The sequence below is a fragment of the Turicibacter sp. H121 genome (assembly GCF_001543345.1).
GTDB classification, from domain to species: Bacteria; Bacillota_I; Bacilli_A; order MOL361; family Turicibacteraceae; genus Turicibacter; species Turicibacter bilis.
On sequence record NZ_CP013476.1, the window covers coordinates 1,094,059 to 1,113,084 of the forward strand.

The following is a 19,026-nucleotide window of genomic DNA, read 5'->3' on the forward strand; positions in this document are numbered from 1 at the left end:
CCAATCATGTAAGTAATTTAATAAAAATATCGAACCTTATCAAAAATTCAAAAATACCCCATGTAGCATCTCGATAAAATTACCGTTATTTATGTAAAGTTTTTATCTCTATCTATCCTTTTGTCGGTTTATGTTAAAAACATCACAACCTCTATATCTCTAGATAAATAGATTTGTTATAATAGGAAAGTATTTTGGTTCTATAATATTTGGTGTGGGTGATTCCCACACTTCTTTTATTTGGAATAAAAAATAAGTATAAAAAAAGAGACATCACGTCCCAAATTCTATACCATGTAATTGACCAAAAAAAACACGAAAGGATTGGGTTTATGTCTCACAATAATTGTATCTTAACTTTACTCGATTTAAAAGATAAAAATATTACTTTTTCAGAAAATTGGATGAAAGATGTTCAGATTAACGGGATCCGCTCTAAGGTGATTTCTGGTATCCTCTCTTTTCAACCGACCCATTGTTACAACTGTGGTCATCTCTTTGACTCACAAATCATTAAACACGGCTTCAAAACCTCTCGTATTAAGATGATGAAACTCTCTGGCTTTGATACCTATCTCGATTTAAAAAAGCAACGCTATAAATGCCGTCATTGTGATCGTACCTTTACGCTTAAAACCTCTCTTGTGGAATCTAATTGTTACCTTTCTAATCCCCTTAAACAAGCCATTTTCCTAGAGGCTAGCCATAAAAAATCCGAGTCAGATATTGCCCGTGAACTCAACGTATCCCATTCAACGGTCAATCGGATCATTCATACATCGTACGAGGAACAATCCCTTCATTTTAACTCTCTTCCAAAGGTGCTTTGTTTTGATGAGTTTAAGTCGGTCAAATCAGCGGAAGGGGCTATGTCATTCATTTTTTGTGATGCTTCTAATGGGAAGTTAATTGATATCGTTGAAGACCGTCGTCTAAGCACTTTAAAACCTTATTTCATGCGATTTTCTAAGGAGGCCCGTGAAGGTGTAACTCACGTTGTTATTGATATGTATGCTCCGTATATGACACTCATTAAAGAGGTGTTTCCCAACGCTAAAATTGTTTTAGATAAGTTCCACGTCGTTCAACTTTTATCTCGTGCCCTCAATAAAACTCGTATTCGCTTCATGAACCAAAACAAAGAATTCTACAATAAATTCAAACATTATTGGCGCCTTTTATTAAAAGCCCAAGAGGATATCCATTCTACCCACTACTTCTATTCTAACTGTTTCAAAAAGCAGATTTCTCAACAAGAAATCATCGACTTTTTACTCGCTTTAGATCCGGAATTAAAAGCCACTTATGACTTCTATCAAACCATCAAACAGGCCATCAAACTTCGCAACTTTGATGCTTTTCATCATGCCATTCAAAACCCCTCTGACTTACTTTCACCTGAAATGAAAACAGCTTTAAAAACATTAACTAACTACCAAGATTATATCAAAAATACGATTGAAACATCTTATACCAATGGAGTGCTTGAAGGGATTAATAACAAGATTAAAGTGATTAAACGCATGGCCTTTGGATACCGTAGTTTCTATCATTTCAAAGCTAGAATTTTGATTATCCATAAGTACACCTTTGAACAAAAAAATAAAAGGAATCAAACTGCTCAATGAGCAGCTTAATCCCTCACGATTACAGGTATAATATTTCTTCACCCACACCAGTTGACAAAGAGCCAGTATTTTTTATATCATTGAAATAGTTGATTAGTTATGAGTGATTTCAATTGATTAATGTGGAAGTTTAACCTGATGTGACTTGAAAAATTGATAACTACGAAAAGCATTCATTTTTACCTACCATAAAACATTAACTACTTCTATCATCAGTATGTACAAAGTATATTTAATGCAGTCACTGGTTACTCTTCATCTATTTGTATATCAGGGAACAATCTACTTTGAAATTTATCAAAAGGTTATCTTCCTACTTCTAAAGCTAGCCACTACAATGGTTACTCTGTTAAACGTCATCTTAATTGATAATGACTTCTTCCTTTCTCATGTTGATATCTCATGAGAAATCTTATGGAATCTTACATATCGAATAACACCTCATCAGTGCAGTTATTAGTTGAAACTCTATTCTAATTGTTTATTTTACAAAAATCGATTTATAGTGGCCTATCATCTGAAATTATGAAACAGAAAGGAAATATATAATGAGAAATAAAAGCTTTTTCCAGCGCGCCTATACTGTCATGGAAATTCGTACAGGATTTGCAACTGGGCTTCCTGTTTTAAGTGGCGGATTATTTGGGGCGTACTTAGCTGGACACTTGAAACTAATTCCACTTCTCTTAATGTTTGTCACTGGATTTTGTCTAAATATCGTGGCAAATGTTTCAAATGAAATTCGTGCTTATCTAAAAAATGAAGAAAATGAGAATACTTTCACTCATCATGCTGGAAGTGAAGGACTCGTACGCGGTGATGCAACGTTCAAAGATAGTATCATTGTCTTACTATTTTTCTTAGGAATCAGTGGATTGTCTGGAATTACCCTTGTTTTAATCACAAATAATTTTAATATTCTAGCGATTGGAATTTTAAGTGTCATTGCCGCTGTTTGCTACTCACTTGGGCCAAAACCTTATATTGTTTATCCAGTTGGTGAGCTTGTTTCAGGACTCTTTGTTGGAGCTATTAGCACCATCGTTTCAGCTTACTTACAAACAGATGTTCTTAACGCCCCGATTATTATCTATTCCATTATTCCAATGATTATGACCATCTTCTTAATGTCAACGAACAATACTTCAGATTATGAAAAAGATAAAGGAACTCGCACGACTTTACCTCATGTCATTGGATTTAGAAATTCAATTAAAATCATTATCCCTGAAGCTTTAATCATGATTGCCGCCTGGCTATCTCTTTACGCTATGGGGAGTATTACCCTCCTTATGCTTGTCACAGGTTTTTTAATTTTCTATTACTACGGATATGTCCGTTGGTATAAAGACTACTATCAAATTAAAGAACACTATCCGACAATGGGGCGTGACTGGGGACCACGTCCATTACTTTTAATTTACAGTTTCAATATCATCTTAGGTTTAGAATTCTTTGCTTACCTATTACTTCAATAAAAAACTATCGATCGATCATCAATTCATTAAAAATAAGGCTGTATCTTTTCGTGATACAGCCTTATTTTGTTAGAAAGAATATGTTTTAGGAGCATTTGCTAAAACGTCAGCAATAACAGCTTTTGCTTCATCTAAATAAAATACTTCGAAGATACGATTATCCCCCAATCATTCAAGAAAATTCTAATCCTGAATAGTTATCTTAACTCTTTACACCAACTTAAGATAACTGTTTTTATTAATAAAAGCATAAAAAAGGTCATCCTCCAATGACCTTTTTTAATTAATCATAGAGTATGACCTCATTTTGATTATTCAAAAATTTCGATTCCTGTTACTTCATCTAAAGATGGGCGCTCGATACGCTCTTCTGAAATAATTTCATACATATAAGCCGCATCTTGTTTTTTCGTTGAATCTTTAATATCTGTGACACGCACTTTTAAAATTTTATTTCCATAGTATAAAGTCAACTCATCGCCAACTTTAACCGTTGAACTTGATTTAGCAACTTTCCCATTAATCTCAATACGTCCTTTATCAGCCACTTCTTTTGCTAACGTACGACGTTTCACTAAACGAGACACTTTTAAATATTTATCTAAACGCATATAAATCTCCTTTCAAACGTTGAATGCAGTTATCCACAATTTAATTTCCACGCTACAACTCTAGTAAAAAAAAACGATAACACCATTATTTAATACCTATTTTAACTCAAACCTTTTATAGCCCTACTAGTTGAGGAAATGCAAAAGTTTTTATCATTTAATTTAAATTAAAGTTCAAACTTTGTACTACCCCCTCAGTTGTAGATACCTTCACTTTGTAAAGGATGGGGGCCCAACCCTATTTCATAGGTGGCACATAAATAGTTGTTAAGTTATCTAATTTAAAGTTATGGTCTAATTCGTAAAGTTTAACCCATTTTAATTCGGCGATGTTACTTCCCGCTGCTTTAACGATACAAACCTCATATTCATCATCATAAACTTCCATTAAATCTAACTTTAAATTTGATGCTGTTAATTGGTCGAATACTTGAGGAACAATTAAATGTTGTTTAGGAGCAATCGCTTCATAATCAAAGTCTAATGCATCCATCACTTGTAGCCCTTCAATTGGATCAATGGCAAGTGCAGCAAACATCGGATCTAAGAAACTTTGTCCTCCAATAATTACTGCCTCTGTTTCAGCCACTAAACGTTTCACTGCATATTCAGCCACACAAGGATGACCTGGTGTCGCATAAATTAAATCTCCTTTTTTGGCTTCTTCTTTAATGGTTTCAATAATTTCTTCATAAACAGCCTCAAATGTTTCATGCTTCATATAAACATCATCAAAGGCACGATACTCAATTTCATTTTTCTCTAAGAAATTAATCATTGGATGTTCTGCTGTTCTTAAAAATAATGGTAACCCAGATTTTAATTTAGCTACCACGCCTAACGTTAACTGAGACTCATCCCCAGCTCCAAGTCCTACAATGTAAATCATCTCATGATGCCCCTTCCTATCTTCAATCTTATTACTTATCTTGGTCAGAAATTGACCCTTTATTCAATTACAATTCTGCTGGTTTTCTTTTGGTAGATGTTTGCTTCTTAGCAGGTTTCTTTCGACGTTTAGCCCCTTTAGAAGCGACCTGTGAGGTCATTAAGAAAATTCCCATAATCACACTATAGACTAACACACCAGCTCCAACCTGAATTGCCAATGAAATAACATTATATACACGTACATCATCTAATCCAGATAAAATATTCGGAATCTGTGGCTCTAAATATGCTAATACTAGCCAAAGCCCAGCTGTTGAAAAGCTTACTTTTAATAAATTAAAGAATGACTTCTTGTACATCATCTTTCTAAACTGACATAAATTTATCAGTGCCATCATTGCCAGTGAAGCAACTGATGCAATAGCTGTTCCACAAATACCTAAACTTTGAGTTAATGGTCCTGTCAATACGACTTTAACTAGTACACCTCCCAAAACAGCTGCTAATAATTTCGAATATTGTTCTTCCTGCTGCATAATTGCTGTGCATAAGAAAATAAATGGATAAAATAAAACCTGTAATGTTAATAACTTCAATGCTCCAATCCCATTTGAATCTTTAAATAACGCAATATTTAGCTCATCTACGACACTAAACAACCCCACGCAAGCTGGGATTGATAATGCAATGACCATAAATAATGAAGCATTAAACACCTTTTTACGTTCCTTCGAATCTCTTACTCCTGCCATTTGTGGAACAGTTGATGAGACAATCGCACTCGTAAAGACAGTCGCTGTCTGAATAATTGGTAATCCTCGATCAAAACTCCCTTTAAGTGACATGGCTTCTAATGCAGGCACCCCACTATTAACAAGTGAATTAAACACAAAGAAACTATCGATTAATTGGAAAATAATTAAGATTCCTGCACTTAAGAATAAATAAACACTTTTCTTAAAGAAATGCGGGCGATGGGTCATCTTTAAATAAATCCTTGGACTATCGTCCAACTTTTTAATCATTAAATAAGCAATTGCAAGTAATGGACCACAGAGTCCACCTAAATACGCAAAATAAGCTAACTTATAAACATTTTGTCCTTGAACCATCACTAAAGCCACAATAATCGCCATCACTCGGATGAGCTGCTCAATGGTTGAAGAATAGCCCACAACATGGATCGTTTCTGCCCTCGTTTGAGCAACTCCTCGCCAATAAGAAATAGTAGGAATTAGTAAGAATGCTAAACCAACCATCCGAATCGGCCAACTCAATTGCATATCACCCATCATATAAGCAATCAAATGGCTGCCTAGAAATAGTCCTATAAATGACACAAGACCAAAAATCCATAATGAATTTTTAATATACCGCTTAATATCCTCACTATATTGATACGTTAATAATAATTCCGCAATAATCGTTGGTAATACCACTCCATTTAATGTCGTATAAATCCCGATTAAAGGATAAACTTGTTGAAAAACGTATAATCCTTCATCACCTGAAATATTTTGATACGGCACTTTATACAGCAAACTTAATAGCTTAACAAAAAAAGCCGTGATTGTTAAAATCATCGTCCCTTTCATCCAACCCGATTTCATAACATCTAAGCCTCCCTAGCTTTCACTCTATTCAAATTAATATTATATCATCAAAACAGGCAACAATAAAAAAAAGGTCAAATCATTTCATAAAAAAATCAAATTTTTTCATATAAAAGAAATAAATCCGTCCATTTTTCCTTTTGATAAAAAAGATTAAAAAAGTTATAATAAAAAGGTTATACAAAAACATTTAACACAAACTATGTTTAGCTTTTTTATAGAGGTGATATCACATGAGAATGACAGGAGACAGTCCATTATGGACTAAAAACATCGAAGAAGGAACAACGTATCCTCCTCTATCACAAGACATTAAAACTGACATTGTTATCGTCGGTGGTGGAACAACAGGAGCGCTAACAGCTCATTATTTTATGAAACAAGGCCTAAACTGTGTCTTAGTTGAAAAAAATCAACTTGCACACCAATCAACTGCAGCTTCAACTGCCATTTTACAATATGAAATCGATTTAGGGTTAAATCGATTAATGTCGATGGTTGGTGAACAGAATGCACAACATGCGTTTCTATTTGGTTATCAAGCAGTCATGGAAATGAGCCAAATCGTCAAAGAAATCAACAGTAACTGTGACTTTACCTTCAAACCATGCTTCCTTTATACACAAGATCCTCGTAAAGTAGACTATATGGCGGATGAATGTAAATCACGTCAGGCGATCGGAATTCATTGCGAACTGTTTACATCAGAAACACACCAAAATGAATTTAGCTTCAACTTCGAAGTAGGTGTCTATTCACATTACGGAGCAGCCATCATTAACCCTGTTCAATTTACACGTGATTTAATTGATTACAATGTAAAAAAAGGACTGCAAGTGTTTGAAAATACAAATATCGTTGACTATAACTTATCCTCACGTCAAAGTGTCTTAATAACAGAGCAGGAATTCACCATTACAGCTGATAAAGTAATTATCTGTACAGGATATGATGCATTAGAATGGTTCAAACATGAAAAGCCATTCTATACACTTAGCCGCAGTTTTGCTGTTTTAACGAAACCTGTGGAAAACTTCCACGGATGGAAAGAAGCGTGTATCATTCGTGATGATCAAGATCCATACACTTATCTTCGTCCAACCTTAAGCAACTCGATTATTATCGGTGGAGAAGATTTAGAAATCGATGACTTAGATGGTGAAGTAGCAAATATGGGAGATCGCCACCCATTAGCCTTACAACAATACCATCAATTACTACGTCGCGTGCGCCGTATGTTCCCACAAATCGAAAATATTAAAACAGATTGCTGGTTCCACGGATTATTCGTCGATACAAAAGATGGACTTCCATTTATCGGGAAACACCCAGATTATCCAGGCGCTTACTTCAACCTAGGATACGGATCAAATGGGATACTTTACTCTTTAATCGGAGCTAAATTAATTTCTCAAGACGTAGCTGGGAAAAACCCAAAAGAACTAGAAATCTTCAAATTCAATCGTTACTAAAAAAGAGCGGACCATTCGGCTCTTTTTTTCATACTCCTAACTTTCCCATCATAAACTTTCAAGACTAGAGCTTTATGAGAAGGGAGGAAGTCATCTTGGCGTGTCCAAACTATCATCATAATCAAAGCGATTCTAATCCAAACTGTCCACAATCAGCGCCTAAACAAAAGGACGATGCTACCTCTAAAAAAAGCATCGCCTATAAAAGATTCTTTCGAAGTTTTTCTTTCATCACGATAGGGATTGTTCTTCTATGTATTATCTACATCTTTATTTATTTTGTCTTCTCTTCACCAGAAATTACTTTCATTAAAAATCAAGTCATTGAATCTTATGAAGAACAAAGCATCGGAGAAGCCCTGGATGAGTTTTTCTATCATCCAACTTGGGAGCTAATTGAAGAAAATACAGTCAAATTTAACGGTGAAGCGTATTTTGGAGAGGATGAAGCACTGTTTACGATTCAATTTAAAGTTAATTTAGAAACTGAACAATTTGATATTACTTCCTACTCTATCAATGGTGAATCCCAAACATTTGATCAATTCATTCGATTATTAGATACTATTTATGAAAGATAGACATTCAACAAAAGAACTTCTATTCCTTTGAACCTCTGAAAAGAAAAACAAAAGAATCGATTAATCCGATTGTGACGAAACTAATCCACTTTCTAACTCTAGAAACAATATCTTATCCCCAAAAGAGCATAATGATGCAGTGAAAAAAAGAAACCTCAATCAAACCCCAATATTTATCACTAGGTTTACTTATTGAATCCATCATTATTCCAAAAATAGCAAAAAGCACAATTGGTAGTCATAACAGAAACAACTATCTTTTCATCACTAAAAAGAAAACTAAATCTAATAGAAAAAGGGACGAGGTCCCTTTTTTCATGTTATCATAACATTAACTCAACGACGAAGGAGACATAGCCCTGATGAAACTAGAAACCGAAAACTTAATTCTTTATCCCCTGACTAAATCACTCATTCAACAAATTTTAAATGATGAAGTGACGGACTACTCAACAAAAGAATGGCTAACAGAAGATAACCGTACACTTTTAACGTGGATGTACGAAGAACTTTACGCCTTCATCCCACCAAAAATCGGCTTCACTTCATGGATTTTCATTGAAAAATTAACTAACCAAGTCATTGGTGATGGTGGATATAAAGGAAATCCTGATACACGTGGTCAAATTGAAATTGGATATGAAATCATCGAATCTAAACGTCAAAAAGGCTACGCGACAGAGGCCATCGAAGCGCTTCTAGAGTGGACTCTGACTCAAGATGAAGTCAAATCAATTATTGCTAAATGCCACTACAAAAACATCCCTTCCCAAAGCTTACTTGATAAACTTGGTTTCAAATTAATTGGTGAAGAGGATGAAATGGACCTTTATCAAATTAAATTAGAAGAAAATTCATTTTTAAGTATTAGTAAATACGTTATGACAGGAATAATTACTGCATGTCTAATTATTCCAATCGCTAAAGTAGTCAAACATATCAAAAAATCGAAATAATCAACTGCATTAAAAAACCACTCGACGATTAACGTACGAGTGGTTTTATTTTTAATCTTTTAGAATATGATTAATGACACGCTTCGCATTTACATGGGTAATCCCATCAATATCCATACTACTATATCCTCGATTAACGAGTTCATCAATGACATTATTTGCTGAGGATGCACTTTGACAATCGATTAAGTTCGATTCTAAATGACCATCCCCTAAGTAATTCATAAAATCAAATCCAAGTGCAATATGTCGTGTACCAACTAACTCTCGCAGATAATCAATATGATCAACAAGGGATTCCACATCCGGCTTTAATTGATTCGTAAAATGCGGTACTGCCGTCACGCCAATAACACCATCTACCAAAGCAATTTCTTTAATTTGCTCATCCGTTAAATTTCTTGGATGAGGAGTAATTGAGTAACAATTCGAATGAGAGGCAATGACAGGCTCTTTTGTTACCGATAAAATATCCTCAAACGTTTGAATACTAGCATGAGAAACATCAATCACCATTCCAAGCTCATTCATCTTTTGAATTAACTCACATCCTAATAGTGATAAACCTGTCCCATCCTTACAACCAATCCCAGTTGCAAATTGATTCTTTTCATTCCAAGTTAACATCGCATGTCTAAATCCTTTTTCATAAATTTCAACTAAATGATCGATATCTCGAAGCGATGCCAAACTTTCAAGTCCTAAAATCACATTGACTTTATGATCAGCCCAATCCCCTTTGGCGGTTACCACTTGAACATCGGGTGACTCTTCTAGTTCCTCTATAATATAATGAATTGCTTGATCAAAATTATTATGTAATAGCTGATTAACATCAGTATAGTACGTCCAAATTCCCCCAGTCACATTCCCTTCTAATAATTCAGGAATATGATATGACTCAACAATACCACGTTGTCCTCTTAAACGCTTCTCAACAATATTATATAAAATATCCGTGTGCGTATCGAAAATCAAAGGTTTCCCCTCCTTATAAACACAATCAGATTTGCATCTAATTACTACCTATTATAGCTTATCTCGATTCAAAAAAGAGCAAATATTTTTCCCTTTTTTCCGACAAAAGAAGTGTAAAAATATTAAAAAAGCCTACGAAATTTAATTCATAGGCTTCTCTTTCTTTAAGCGTCTTCTTCTTGATTAAATTGGCTATTATATAAATCAGCATAGAATCCATTTTGAGCCATTAATGTCTCATGATTTCCTGTTTCAATAACATCTCCATCTTTCATTACTAAGATAACATCAGCTTCACGAATCGTTGATAAACGGTGAGCAATAACGAAGCTTGTACGACCTTTCATTAAGGTCTTCATCGCATTTTGAATTTGTAACTCTGTACGTGTATCAACACTACTTGTTGCCTCATCTAAAATCATAATTTCAGGATCAGCTAGTAGTGCACGAGCAATCGTTAATAACTGTTTTTGACCTTGAGAAATATTTGAGACTTCTTCATTTAAAATCGTATCATATCCTTCTGGTAAAACACGAATAAAGTGATCGGCATGAGCTGCTTTAGCTGCCGCAATAATTTCTTCTTCTGTCGCATTCTTTTTACCATAAGCAATATTATCGCGAATTGTTCCATTAAATAACCATGTATCTTGTAAAACCATACCGAATTTTTTACGTAAATCAGCACGATTCATCTCTGTAATATCAACATCATCCACTAAGATACGTCCACCATTCAATTCATAGAAACGAAGTAATAAATTAACTAATGTCGTCTTACCTGCACCAGTTGGCCCAACAATAGCGACCATTTGTCCTGGTTCAGCTTTAATATTCATATCATTAATTAAAATACGATCTTCGCGATAACCAAACTTAACATGTTCAAACTCAACAGCTCCACAATCAGCTTTTGCTTTAACCGGATTTACTGGTTCTGGAATCACTTCTTCTTCATCTAATAATTCAAATACACGCTCTGCTGATGCAACTGTTGACTGAATAATATTTGAAATTTGAGCTACCTGTGCAATGGGTTGAGTAAATTGACGGTTATATTGAATAAACGCTTGAATATCTCCGACAGTAATACGTCCTTTCGTTACTAAAACCCCACCTACAACAGCAACAAGAACATAGCCTAAATTTCCAATAAAATTAATAATTGGCATTACTAATCCAGATAAAAACTGAGCTCGCCACCCTACATCATAAAGCCCTTCATTAACTTCATCAAATTCATTAATCGCTTTTTTCTCATGACCAAATGCTTTAACCACATTATGTCCCGTATACATTTCTTCAATATGACCGTTTAATTCACCTAATTTCTTTTGTTGACCAATGAAATATTTTTGTGAACGTTTAACGACCATCATCATTAAAATCCCAGATAACGGAATGACGATGATTGAAATTAATGTTAAAAGCGGGCTAATCGTTAACATCATAATTAAAACCCCAACCACCGTAGTGACTGATGTAATAACTTGAGTAATCGACTGTTGCAAAGTTGCACTAATATTATCAACATCATTTGTAAATCGGCTTAATAATTCTCCATGTGTATGTGAATCGAAAAATTTTAATGGTAATCTTGCTAATTTTTCATCAATATCACGACGTAAATCATAGACAACCTTCTGAGAAACTCCTGCCATAATAAATTGTTGTAAATAACTAAAAGCTGCACTTAAAACATATAAACCAATTAAAATTACAACAATATTCCAAATATATGAAAAATCAATTGGCGATGGAGTTGGATTTCCTCCTACCAACTCTAAAATTGGACGTATTAACTCATCTGTAATCTTAGCCATAATTTTTGGAGAAATAATTGAGAAAATAACACTCGTAATAGCTGCAATAGCAACTACTACTAAACCAACACGATATGGTTTTAAATATTTACTTAAGCGAACTAACGTCCCTTTAAAATCTTTTGCTTTTTGATTACCCGCATGTGGGCCATGTCCCATAGGTCCAGCCATAATTATTCCTCCTCTCCTTTTTTAAGTTGAGATTCGACGATTTGTTGATAAATCTCATTTGTTTGTAATAACTCCTCATGTGTTCCCATACCAACTACATGTCCTTCATCCATTACTAAAATACGTGTTGCGTCCATAACTGTACTTACACGCTGAGCCACAATAATAACCGTTGAATCCTTTGTTTCCTTCTTTAACGCTGCACGTAATTGAGCGTCAGTTTTAAAATCTAAAGCTGAAAAACTATCATCGAATAAATAAATTTCCGGCTTACGAACAATCGCACGAGCAATTGATAAACGCTGCTTTTGTCCACCTGATACATTTGTTCCTCCTTGTGAAATTGGTGACTCAATTCCCTCTTTCATTTTAGAAACAAAATCTGTTGCCTGTGCAATCTCTAAAGCATGACGAACTTCTTCGTCCGTCGCATCCTCTTTACCATATAAGATATTATCACGAATCGTTCCTGTAAATAACACAGCTTTTTGAGGAACATACCCAATTTTTGAACGCAACTCTTGTTGATTCATATCACGAACATTAACACCATCAACTAATACTTCACCTTTAGCCGCATCATAAAAGCGTGGAATCATATTTAAAATTGATGATTTCCCTGATCCAGTTCCACCAATAATCGCTGTCACTTCACCCGGCTTAGCAACAAACGAAATATTTGAAATTGCGTATTCTTCTGCACCCTCATAACCAAATGAGACATTTTTAAATTCAACATAACCTTTTAACTGAGGTTGAATAGCTTCTTTAGGCTCTTGAATCGGAGATTCCATTTCTAAAACTTCATTAATACGAACAGCCGATGCTTGAGCACGTGGAATTAAAACGAACATCATCGTTAACATTAATAACGAGAACATCACTTGCGTTAAATATTGAATAAAGGCCATTAAATCCCCAACCATTAAGTCTCCATCATTAATTCGAATTCCACCAAACCAGATAACAGCAATAATCGATAAATTTAAAATTAACATCATTAATGGCATTAAAGCTCCCATTAAACGGTTAGCCATTGTAGCAATTCTAGATACTTCTAAACTAGCCTGATTGAAACGTTCCTGTTCTGCCTCTACCTTATTAAACACGCGAATTACGCGGATTCCTGTTAAATTTTCACGGACAACTAAATTTAATTTATCAATTTTATCTTGCATCTTTTGGAACATTGGTAGGGTAAACTTGGCGATAATAACAATCGTCACGATGATAATTGGAATCACCACTAAAATAACTTTTGATAATTCCACATCTTTACGAAGTGCCATAATCAATGCACCCACAATCATTATTGGTGCACTTAACATCATACGCATCATCATAATAACAACCATTTGAACTTGGTTAATATCATTTGTTGTACGCGTAATTAAAGACGCTGTACCCACCTCATTAATTTCAGTTAATGAAAATGATTCAACTTTTTCAAAAACTTTCTTTCTTAAATCACGACTAAATCCCATCCCGATTTTTGATGAAAGATAACTCGTTAAAATGGTACACACTGTCCCTAATAAAGCCACTAATAACATGACACCACCGCGTCCAAGAATATAGGAAACATCTCCTTGAACAATTCCAGTATCAACAATATCTGACATTAAATCTGGTAACTCTAGGTCCGTCATAGTCGAAATAAACACTAGGACTAAAACACCGATGACTAACGTCCAATAAGGTTTTAATCCTTTAAATAACTTTAACATGTCTATCTATTCCTCCCTTAATCACTAAAATTCGCTATTAATTTACTGAAAATAGCTCTTGTCTGCTCTAATTCTTCTTTTGAAAAATTTCCGAAAGATCTAAGATTTAGTTCTTTAAAAATTTGATTCACAATTTTAGCCTGACTTTTACCCTTTTCAGTTAAATAAACATGCGTCACTCGTTGATCAGCTTCACTACGTCGACGTTCAATCACTTCATCACGCTCCATACGTTTTAACATAGCACTAATTGTCGCTGCTGTCACACCTAGTTTTTGAGCTAGTTCAACTTGTGTTGATCCTTCACATTGAGATAAAGCATGAACAATCCCAGGTTGTGCTCGGCACAATCCCTCTTCCTCTAATCTTCGTTGAGCGATTGACATTTGACTTCTTATCAAATGACTAAACATAATAGCTACCTCATTGATTTCTTGACTATTCAACACAACTCACCTCACATTAAACTAAAACTATCTTACGACACTTATAATAGTTAGTCAACTAACTATTAGTTAACTAATTATTTTACACAATTATTCCACAAAGATACCAATTTCATTTTATAAAACTTACACAGCGACACCCTTTAACCAAATACAAATCATACACGTTATAGTACCTACTCCTTGTTATATAGTTAGTTTGAAACAGAAATCAAAAAATTACGCATTAAAAAATAAAAAAGCAGAAAATCATTTTGATTTTCTGCCTAACTTAATTAAAAAATTAAATGTGCAATTAAAGCAATGACTGGTAGTGTGATTAATGTACGTTGAATAAAGATAATAAATAACTCTTTTAAATTAACAGGTATCTTTGAAGCTAATAATAAAGCTCCAACCTCAGATAAATAAATTAACTGAGAAACAGACACGGCTGCAATGACAAAGCGAGTCATCTCACTCTCAATTCCAGATGCTAAAACAGATGGCAACAGCATATCAGCAAATCCCGCTACTAAAGTTTGAGAAGCTGCCATAGCCTCAGGAATTTGTAATAGCATTAAAACCGGTAAGAATGGTAACCCTAAAATTTTGAAAATTGGCGTATACTCAGCAATCACTAAAGCAATCGTTCCAACTGCCATAACAATTGGAATAACTGCTAGCCACATATCTAACACATTTTTAAACCCATCAATAAAAATAACTTGAATTAAATCCTGTGATTTCGCCTTTTCAATTGCCTGAGCAAACCCATGAGAAAAATTATTTAATCCAGCCAGTGCTTTCTCGTTCTCAACCTTTAGTGTGCCATCAAAGAATCGATCCTCTTTTCTAGATAATGGTGGTAGCTTCGGTAACAGAATAGCAGCTACTAAACTTGCAATCGTCACTGTTACATAAAATGGAACAAACATATTTCCAAGATTAACCGTATTAATCACGACTAAACTAAACGTAATCGATACTAATGAGAACGTCGTTCCAATGACAGCTGCTTCACGCTTCGTATAGAATCCATCTTCATACTGCTTACTTGTTAATAAAACTCCGATTGTCCCATCACCTAACCATGATGCAATACAATCAATCGCCGAACGACCAGGTAAATTAAAGACTGGACGCATTACTTTTGATAACAATGTCCCAACAAACTCTAATAATCCAAAGTTTAATAATAAAGGTAAGAATAACCCTGCAAATAAAAATACGGAGAAAAGAATTGGGAGCAGATCATATAAAACTAATCCACCCGTGTTTAACGAGAAAATGGCCTCGAATCCTATTTCATAAACAGCCATAACAATAAAAATAGCTGCTAAAATACGAATCACAAACCAAACAGGTGTCACATTAAATAAATTATTTAAAAATTCATTTTTAAGAATGAATTTCGGTGTAAATAACTTCGTTACAATCGTTCCGATCGCTGTAATCATCACTAAAAATAAAACCACTGTCGGTAAAACATCTGCAAAGTGTGCTTGAACCCAATTTGATAACATCGCAATCGGAATCGTAATCCCACCAGCCTGAGAAACAGGAAGCATAAATAACGTCACACCAATTAAAGAAGGAACTAAAAACTTTAATATTTCTGAAATCTTATATGAGCTACACGAGCCTTTAACTGGAGCTTGATTGTTTTTATTCATAATTATTACCATCCTTATAAAAAATTTTTTCTTTGATTTTATAAGTATACTTGGTAGGCCAAAACTTATCAACCATTTTAACGACAATAATCATCTTTTTACAACAAAAAAGAAGACCCTTTTTTACTATTCAGTCTTCTTCCATGCCACAAGAACAATCTCTTCGTGAAACGTATTAAAAAACTCTTGTTCCATCATTTGTAATGCTGCAATTTCTTCATCTGTTAACGATGCAATCTCATAATCTTTCAATCCGATCACCTCATCCCTATTATAACCACTATCACCTTACTCATACAAAAAAGAGACCGAATCCGGTCCCTATATTCTAAACTCTGCATCTACACCATATACTCTTTGATTTAAAATACGACGATATGCCTTTTGTTCTTCTTCCTTTAATGCTTTAAAAGAGGACATAATTTTTAGTTCAACCATATCTGTTGTTAGATTTAATGGCGGTTGATAATGTGGATAAAGATTTAAAACGAACCCTAAACGTTCATAAAATCCAACTCGTCGTTTCGTCACTTTATCCACAGGGGGTTCCACTTCTAAAATAACGGGATGATTACCCGCTTCTGATAAAATATCTTGAACTAACTTTGTCCCAATTCCAAGACCTCTGGATAATGGTGTACAAGCTAAATGTTCAATATATAAAAACTCATCAAACACGTAATATGCACAAAAGCCTAATAATTTCCCTTCCTGCTCATACGTCTTCAAATGATAGTCCGAACGTTCTAGCAATGCTTTTTGACCTTCATAACTTCTAAATTCATCCCTTGGAAATGATTCTTTCATAATCTCATAAACTGCATCAAACAATTGATCCAAATTATCACCTTCTGTATAAAACTTAGTCATATTGCACATAATAACATGAATTATTCACATTTACAAGAAAGTTAATATATGGAGGCCAAACAATGAAAATAAATCCTGATTTGTATCATGGCCACGATCAATATACTAATTTTTTTGAGGGTTGGTATTTTAAAATCGTAGACGCCACTGCAACTTATGCCTTAGCGTTTATTCCTGGAATCTCTCGCAGTGAAGATACACGAGATCATCATAGCTTCATTCAAGTGATTAACTTAGTTAATCATTCCTATCACTATTACCGATATAGTATAGATGATTTTTACTCAAATAACCGTCATCTAAAAATAAATATCGGAATTAATGAATTTAGCTTTAATAAAATCTACGTCAATCTCGAACAAATTCACGGCATCTTATACTTAGGATCACCTACGAAATGGCCAGATTCTAAACTCAATCCAGGGAGCATGGGGATTTACAATCACCTTCCCTTTATGGAATGTTACAGCCAAGTATGCGCAATCGACGGGGATATTGAAGAGGGTCATCTAAAAATTAACGGACAAGTAATTGATTTTAGTAACGGAAAATACTATATCGAAAAAAATTGGGGAAAGAGTTTTCCTACCTCATGGATTTGGGTTCAAAGCAATAACTTCGAGGATCACCGAGCAACTGTAACGTGCTCGCTCGGTATTGTTCCATTTCCACTCATTAAAGAATTTCGTGGGTTCCTGATTGGTGTTACTGTGGATCACAAATTCTATCCTTTTACAACGATGAACAATAGTAAACTTAACATTACCGTCTGTGATCGAGACATCATCCTATGTGCAACACATGATAATCTCCAACTCATTCTTAAAACAAAAAGTAAACCAGAAGACTTTGTTGAATGTTACGGACCTAAAAACGGAAAAATGTCACCAATACTTGAAGAAACACTTAAAGGTGAAGTCGAGATGACACTTATCAATACGAAAAAAAATCTACTAATCTATCATGGAATTGGAAAAGCGTGCGGCATTGAATATGGTGGCGACCTCTCCAAACTTCTTGATGACTAAAAAGGGGCTATCTCAAAATGAGATATCCCCTTTTTATATCAATTAAACTTATCCACATACCACGAAATCGTCGACCTTAATCCATCCTCGAATGTATACAAAGGCTCCCATCCAAGTTCATATTTAATCTTACTTGAATCAATCGCATACCGTAAATCATGACCTGGACGATCCTTCACAAATTCAATCAACTCATATGACTTACCGAGTTCATCCAAAATCAGCTTCACAATCGTTAAATTCGAATACTCATTATTTCCACCTACATTATAAACTTCTCCAATACGCCCTTTATGTAAAATAAAATCAATAGCCTGACAATGATCCCAAACATGTAACCAATCTCGAATATTCTGCCCCGTTCCATATACAGGTAACTTTTCATTTTTCATTGCCTTTAAAATCATCAATGGAATTAACTTCTCAGGAAACTGAAAAGGCCCATAATTATTTGAACAACGAGAAATCGTGATAGGTAATTTAAACGTTCTCCAATATGATAATGCCAATAAATCTGCACTAGCCTTCGAGGCAGAATACGGACTAGATGCCTTCAATGGGAACATCTCTGTAAATAAAGTATCATCCTCTAATAATAAATCTCCATACACCTCGTCGGTTGATACTTGATGGAATCTCTTCACCCCATAGCATCGACAAGCATCCATTAACACTTGAGTTCCTAATACATTCGTCGTCAAAAATGAACTCGGATCTTCAATTGAACGATCCACATGACTCTCAGCGGCAAAATTAACAACCCAATCAAATTGTTCCTTCTCAAACAATTCAAAAATAAACGCCCTATCTCGAATATCACCATGAATAAATCGATACTGTGGATAATCTTGTACAGCTCCGTTATTTTCTAAACAACCTGCGTACGTTAATAAATCTAAATTAATGACCTCATAATCGGGATACGTCTTCAACATATACTCAATAAAATTACAACCAATAAAACCTGATCCACCCGTTACTAACAACTTTGTCATAGCTATCCCCCGTAAAATTACATAAACTAAACTATATTATACTTATAATCAAATCTCAAAACAATAGACGGTATTTACTAGTATAAGGAAAGAACGGTATAAT

17 protein-coding genes are annotated in these 19,026 nt (G+C 34.5%); 6 read left to right on the forward strand and 11 right to left on the reverse strand.

What is annotated here, in order from left to right; translation table 11 throughout:
- Positions 1-332 precede the first annotated feature (332 nt).
- A complete protein-coding gene (locus tag AT726_RS05350) occupies positions 333-1,628 on the forward strand; it encodes an ISL3 family transposase (protein WP_068758944.1) in 1,296 nt (431 codons plus the stop codon).
- A gap of 587 nt (positions 1,629-2,215) precedes the next feature.
- The gene (locus AT726_RS05355; RefSeq protein WP_206778811.1) at positions 2,216-3,106 is read left to right on the forward strand and encodes a prenyltransferase; all 891 of its coding nucleotides are present in this window, start codon (positions 2,216-2,218) and stop codon (positions 3,104-3,106) included.
- A gap of 311 nt (positions 3,107-3,417) precedes the next feature.
- Here AT726_RS05355 and AT726_RS05360 read toward each other — a convergent pair whose 3' ends face one another.
- The 3 genes from AT726_RS05360 to AT726_RS05370 all read right to left on the reverse strand — a co-directional run bounded on the left by AT726_RS05360 (position 3,418) and on the right by AT726_RS05370 (position 6,218).
- On the reverse strand, positions 3,418-3,717 hold the full coding sequence (locus AT726_RS05360) for an RNA-binding S4 domain-containing protein (protein ID WP_055277028.1): 300 nt from the start codon (positions 3,715-3,717) through the stop codon (positions 3,418-3,420).
- A gap of 238 nt (positions 3,718-3,955) precedes the next feature.
- Complete coding sequence (locus AT726_RS05365) at positions 3,956-4,606, reverse strand: SAM-dependent methyltransferase (protein ID WP_055277030.1); 651 nt, start codon at positions 4,604-4,606, stop codon at positions 3,956-3,958.
- Positions 4,607-4,673: 67 nt separating this feature from the next.
- Positions 4,674-6,218, reverse strand: a complete 1,545-nt coding sequence (locus tag AT726_RS05370) for an oligosaccharide flippase family protein (protein ID WP_068759195.1) — start codon at positions 6,216-6,218, stop codon at positions 4,674-4,676.
- 236 nt (positions 6,219-6,454) lie between these two features.
- Here AT726_RS05370 and AT726_RS05375 point away from each other — a divergent pair, with 236 nt between their 5' ends.
- From AT726_RS05375 to AT726_RS05385, 3 genes are all read left to right on the forward strand, one after another.
- The gene (locus AT726_RS05375; RefSeq protein ID WP_068759196.1) at positions 6,455-7,693 is read left to right on the forward strand and encodes an NAD(P)/FAD-dependent oxidoreductase; all 1,239 of its coding nucleotides are present in this window, start codon (positions 6,455-6,457) and stop codon (positions 7,691-7,693) included.
- A 95-nt stretch (positions 7,694-7,788) separates the two neighbouring features.
- On the forward strand, positions 7,789-8,274 hold the full coding sequence (locus AT726_RS05380) for a hypothetical protein (RefSeq protein ID WP_055243918.1): 486 nt from the start codon (positions 7,789-7,791) through the stop codon (positions 8,272-8,274).
- Positions 8,275-8,636: 362 nt separating this feature from the next.
- Positions 8,637-9,230, forward strand: a complete 594-nt coding sequence (locus AT726_RS05385; protein WP_055277037.1) for a GNAT family N-acetyltransferase — start codon at positions 8,637-8,639, stop codon at positions 9,228-9,230.
- Between the two features lie 51 nt (positions 9,231-9,281).
- On the opposite strand, the gene AT726_RS05390 is transcribed toward AT726_RS05385, so the two are convergent.
- The 7 genes from AT726_RS05390 to AT726_RS05415 form a co-directional block, all read right to left on the reverse strand.
- Positions 9,282-10,208 (reverse strand): dipeptidase, encoded by a 927-nt coding sequence (locus tag AT726_RS05390; RefSeq protein ID WP_055243922.1) that lies wholly within the window; start codon positions 10,206-10,208, stop codon positions 9,282-9,284.
- Positions 10,209-10,372: 164 nt separating this feature from the next.
- Positions 10,373-12,202, reverse strand: a complete 1,830-nt coding sequence (locus AT726_RS05395) for an ABC transporter ATP-binding protein (protein ID WP_055277039.1) — start codon at positions 12,200-12,202, stop codon at positions 10,373-10,375.
- Between the two features lie 2 nt (positions 12,203-12,204).
- The gene (locus tag AT726_RS05400; RefSeq protein WP_055277040.1) at positions 12,205-13,929 is read right to left on the reverse strand and encodes an ABC transporter ATP-binding protein; all 1,725 of its coding nucleotides are present in this window, start codon (positions 13,927-13,929) and stop codon (positions 12,205-12,207) included.
- 17 nt (positions 13,930-13,946) lie between these two features.
- Positions 13,947-14,378, reverse strand: a complete 432-nt coding sequence (locus AT726_RS05405) for a MarR family winged helix-turn-helix transcriptional regulator (protein WP_237297213.1) — start codon at positions 14,376-14,378, stop codon at positions 13,947-13,949.
- A 272-nt stretch (positions 14,379-14,650) separates the two neighbouring features.
- Positions 14,651-16,030, reverse strand: a complete 1,380-nt coding sequence (locus AT726_RS05410; RefSeq protein WP_068759197.1) for a YjiH family protein — start codon at positions 16,028-16,030, stop codon at positions 14,651-14,653.
- Positions 16,031-16,156: 126 nt separating this feature from the next.
- Positions 16,157-16,282, reverse strand: a complete 126-nt coding sequence (locus AT726_RS13410; RefSeq protein ID WP_256637855.1) for a hypothetical protein — start codon at positions 16,280-16,282, stop codon at positions 16,157-16,159.
- A 69-nt stretch (positions 16,283-16,351) separates the two neighbouring features.
- Complete coding sequence (locus AT726_RS05415) at positions 16,352-16,909, reverse strand: GNAT family N-acetyltransferase (RefSeq protein WP_237297214.1); 558 nt, start codon at positions 16,907-16,909, stop codon at positions 16,352-16,354.
- A gap of 53 nt (positions 16,910-16,962) precedes the next feature.
- Here AT726_RS05415 and AT726_RS05420 point away from each other — a divergent pair, with 53 nt between their 5' ends.
- Entirely contained in the window at positions 16,963-17,928 is a 966-nt protein-coding gene (locus AT726_RS05420; protein ID WP_068759199.1) for a tocopherol cyclase family protein, read from the forward strand.
- A gap of 38 nt (positions 17,929-17,966) precedes the next feature.
- On the opposite strand, the gene rfbB is transcribed toward AT726_RS05420, so the two are convergent.
- A complete protein-coding gene (gene rfbB, locus AT726_RS05425) occupies positions 17,967-18,923 on the reverse strand; it encodes a dTDP-glucose 4,6-dehydratase (protein ID WP_082704885.1) in 957 nt (318 codons plus the stop codon).
- Positions 18,924-19,026 lie beyond the last annotated feature (103 nt).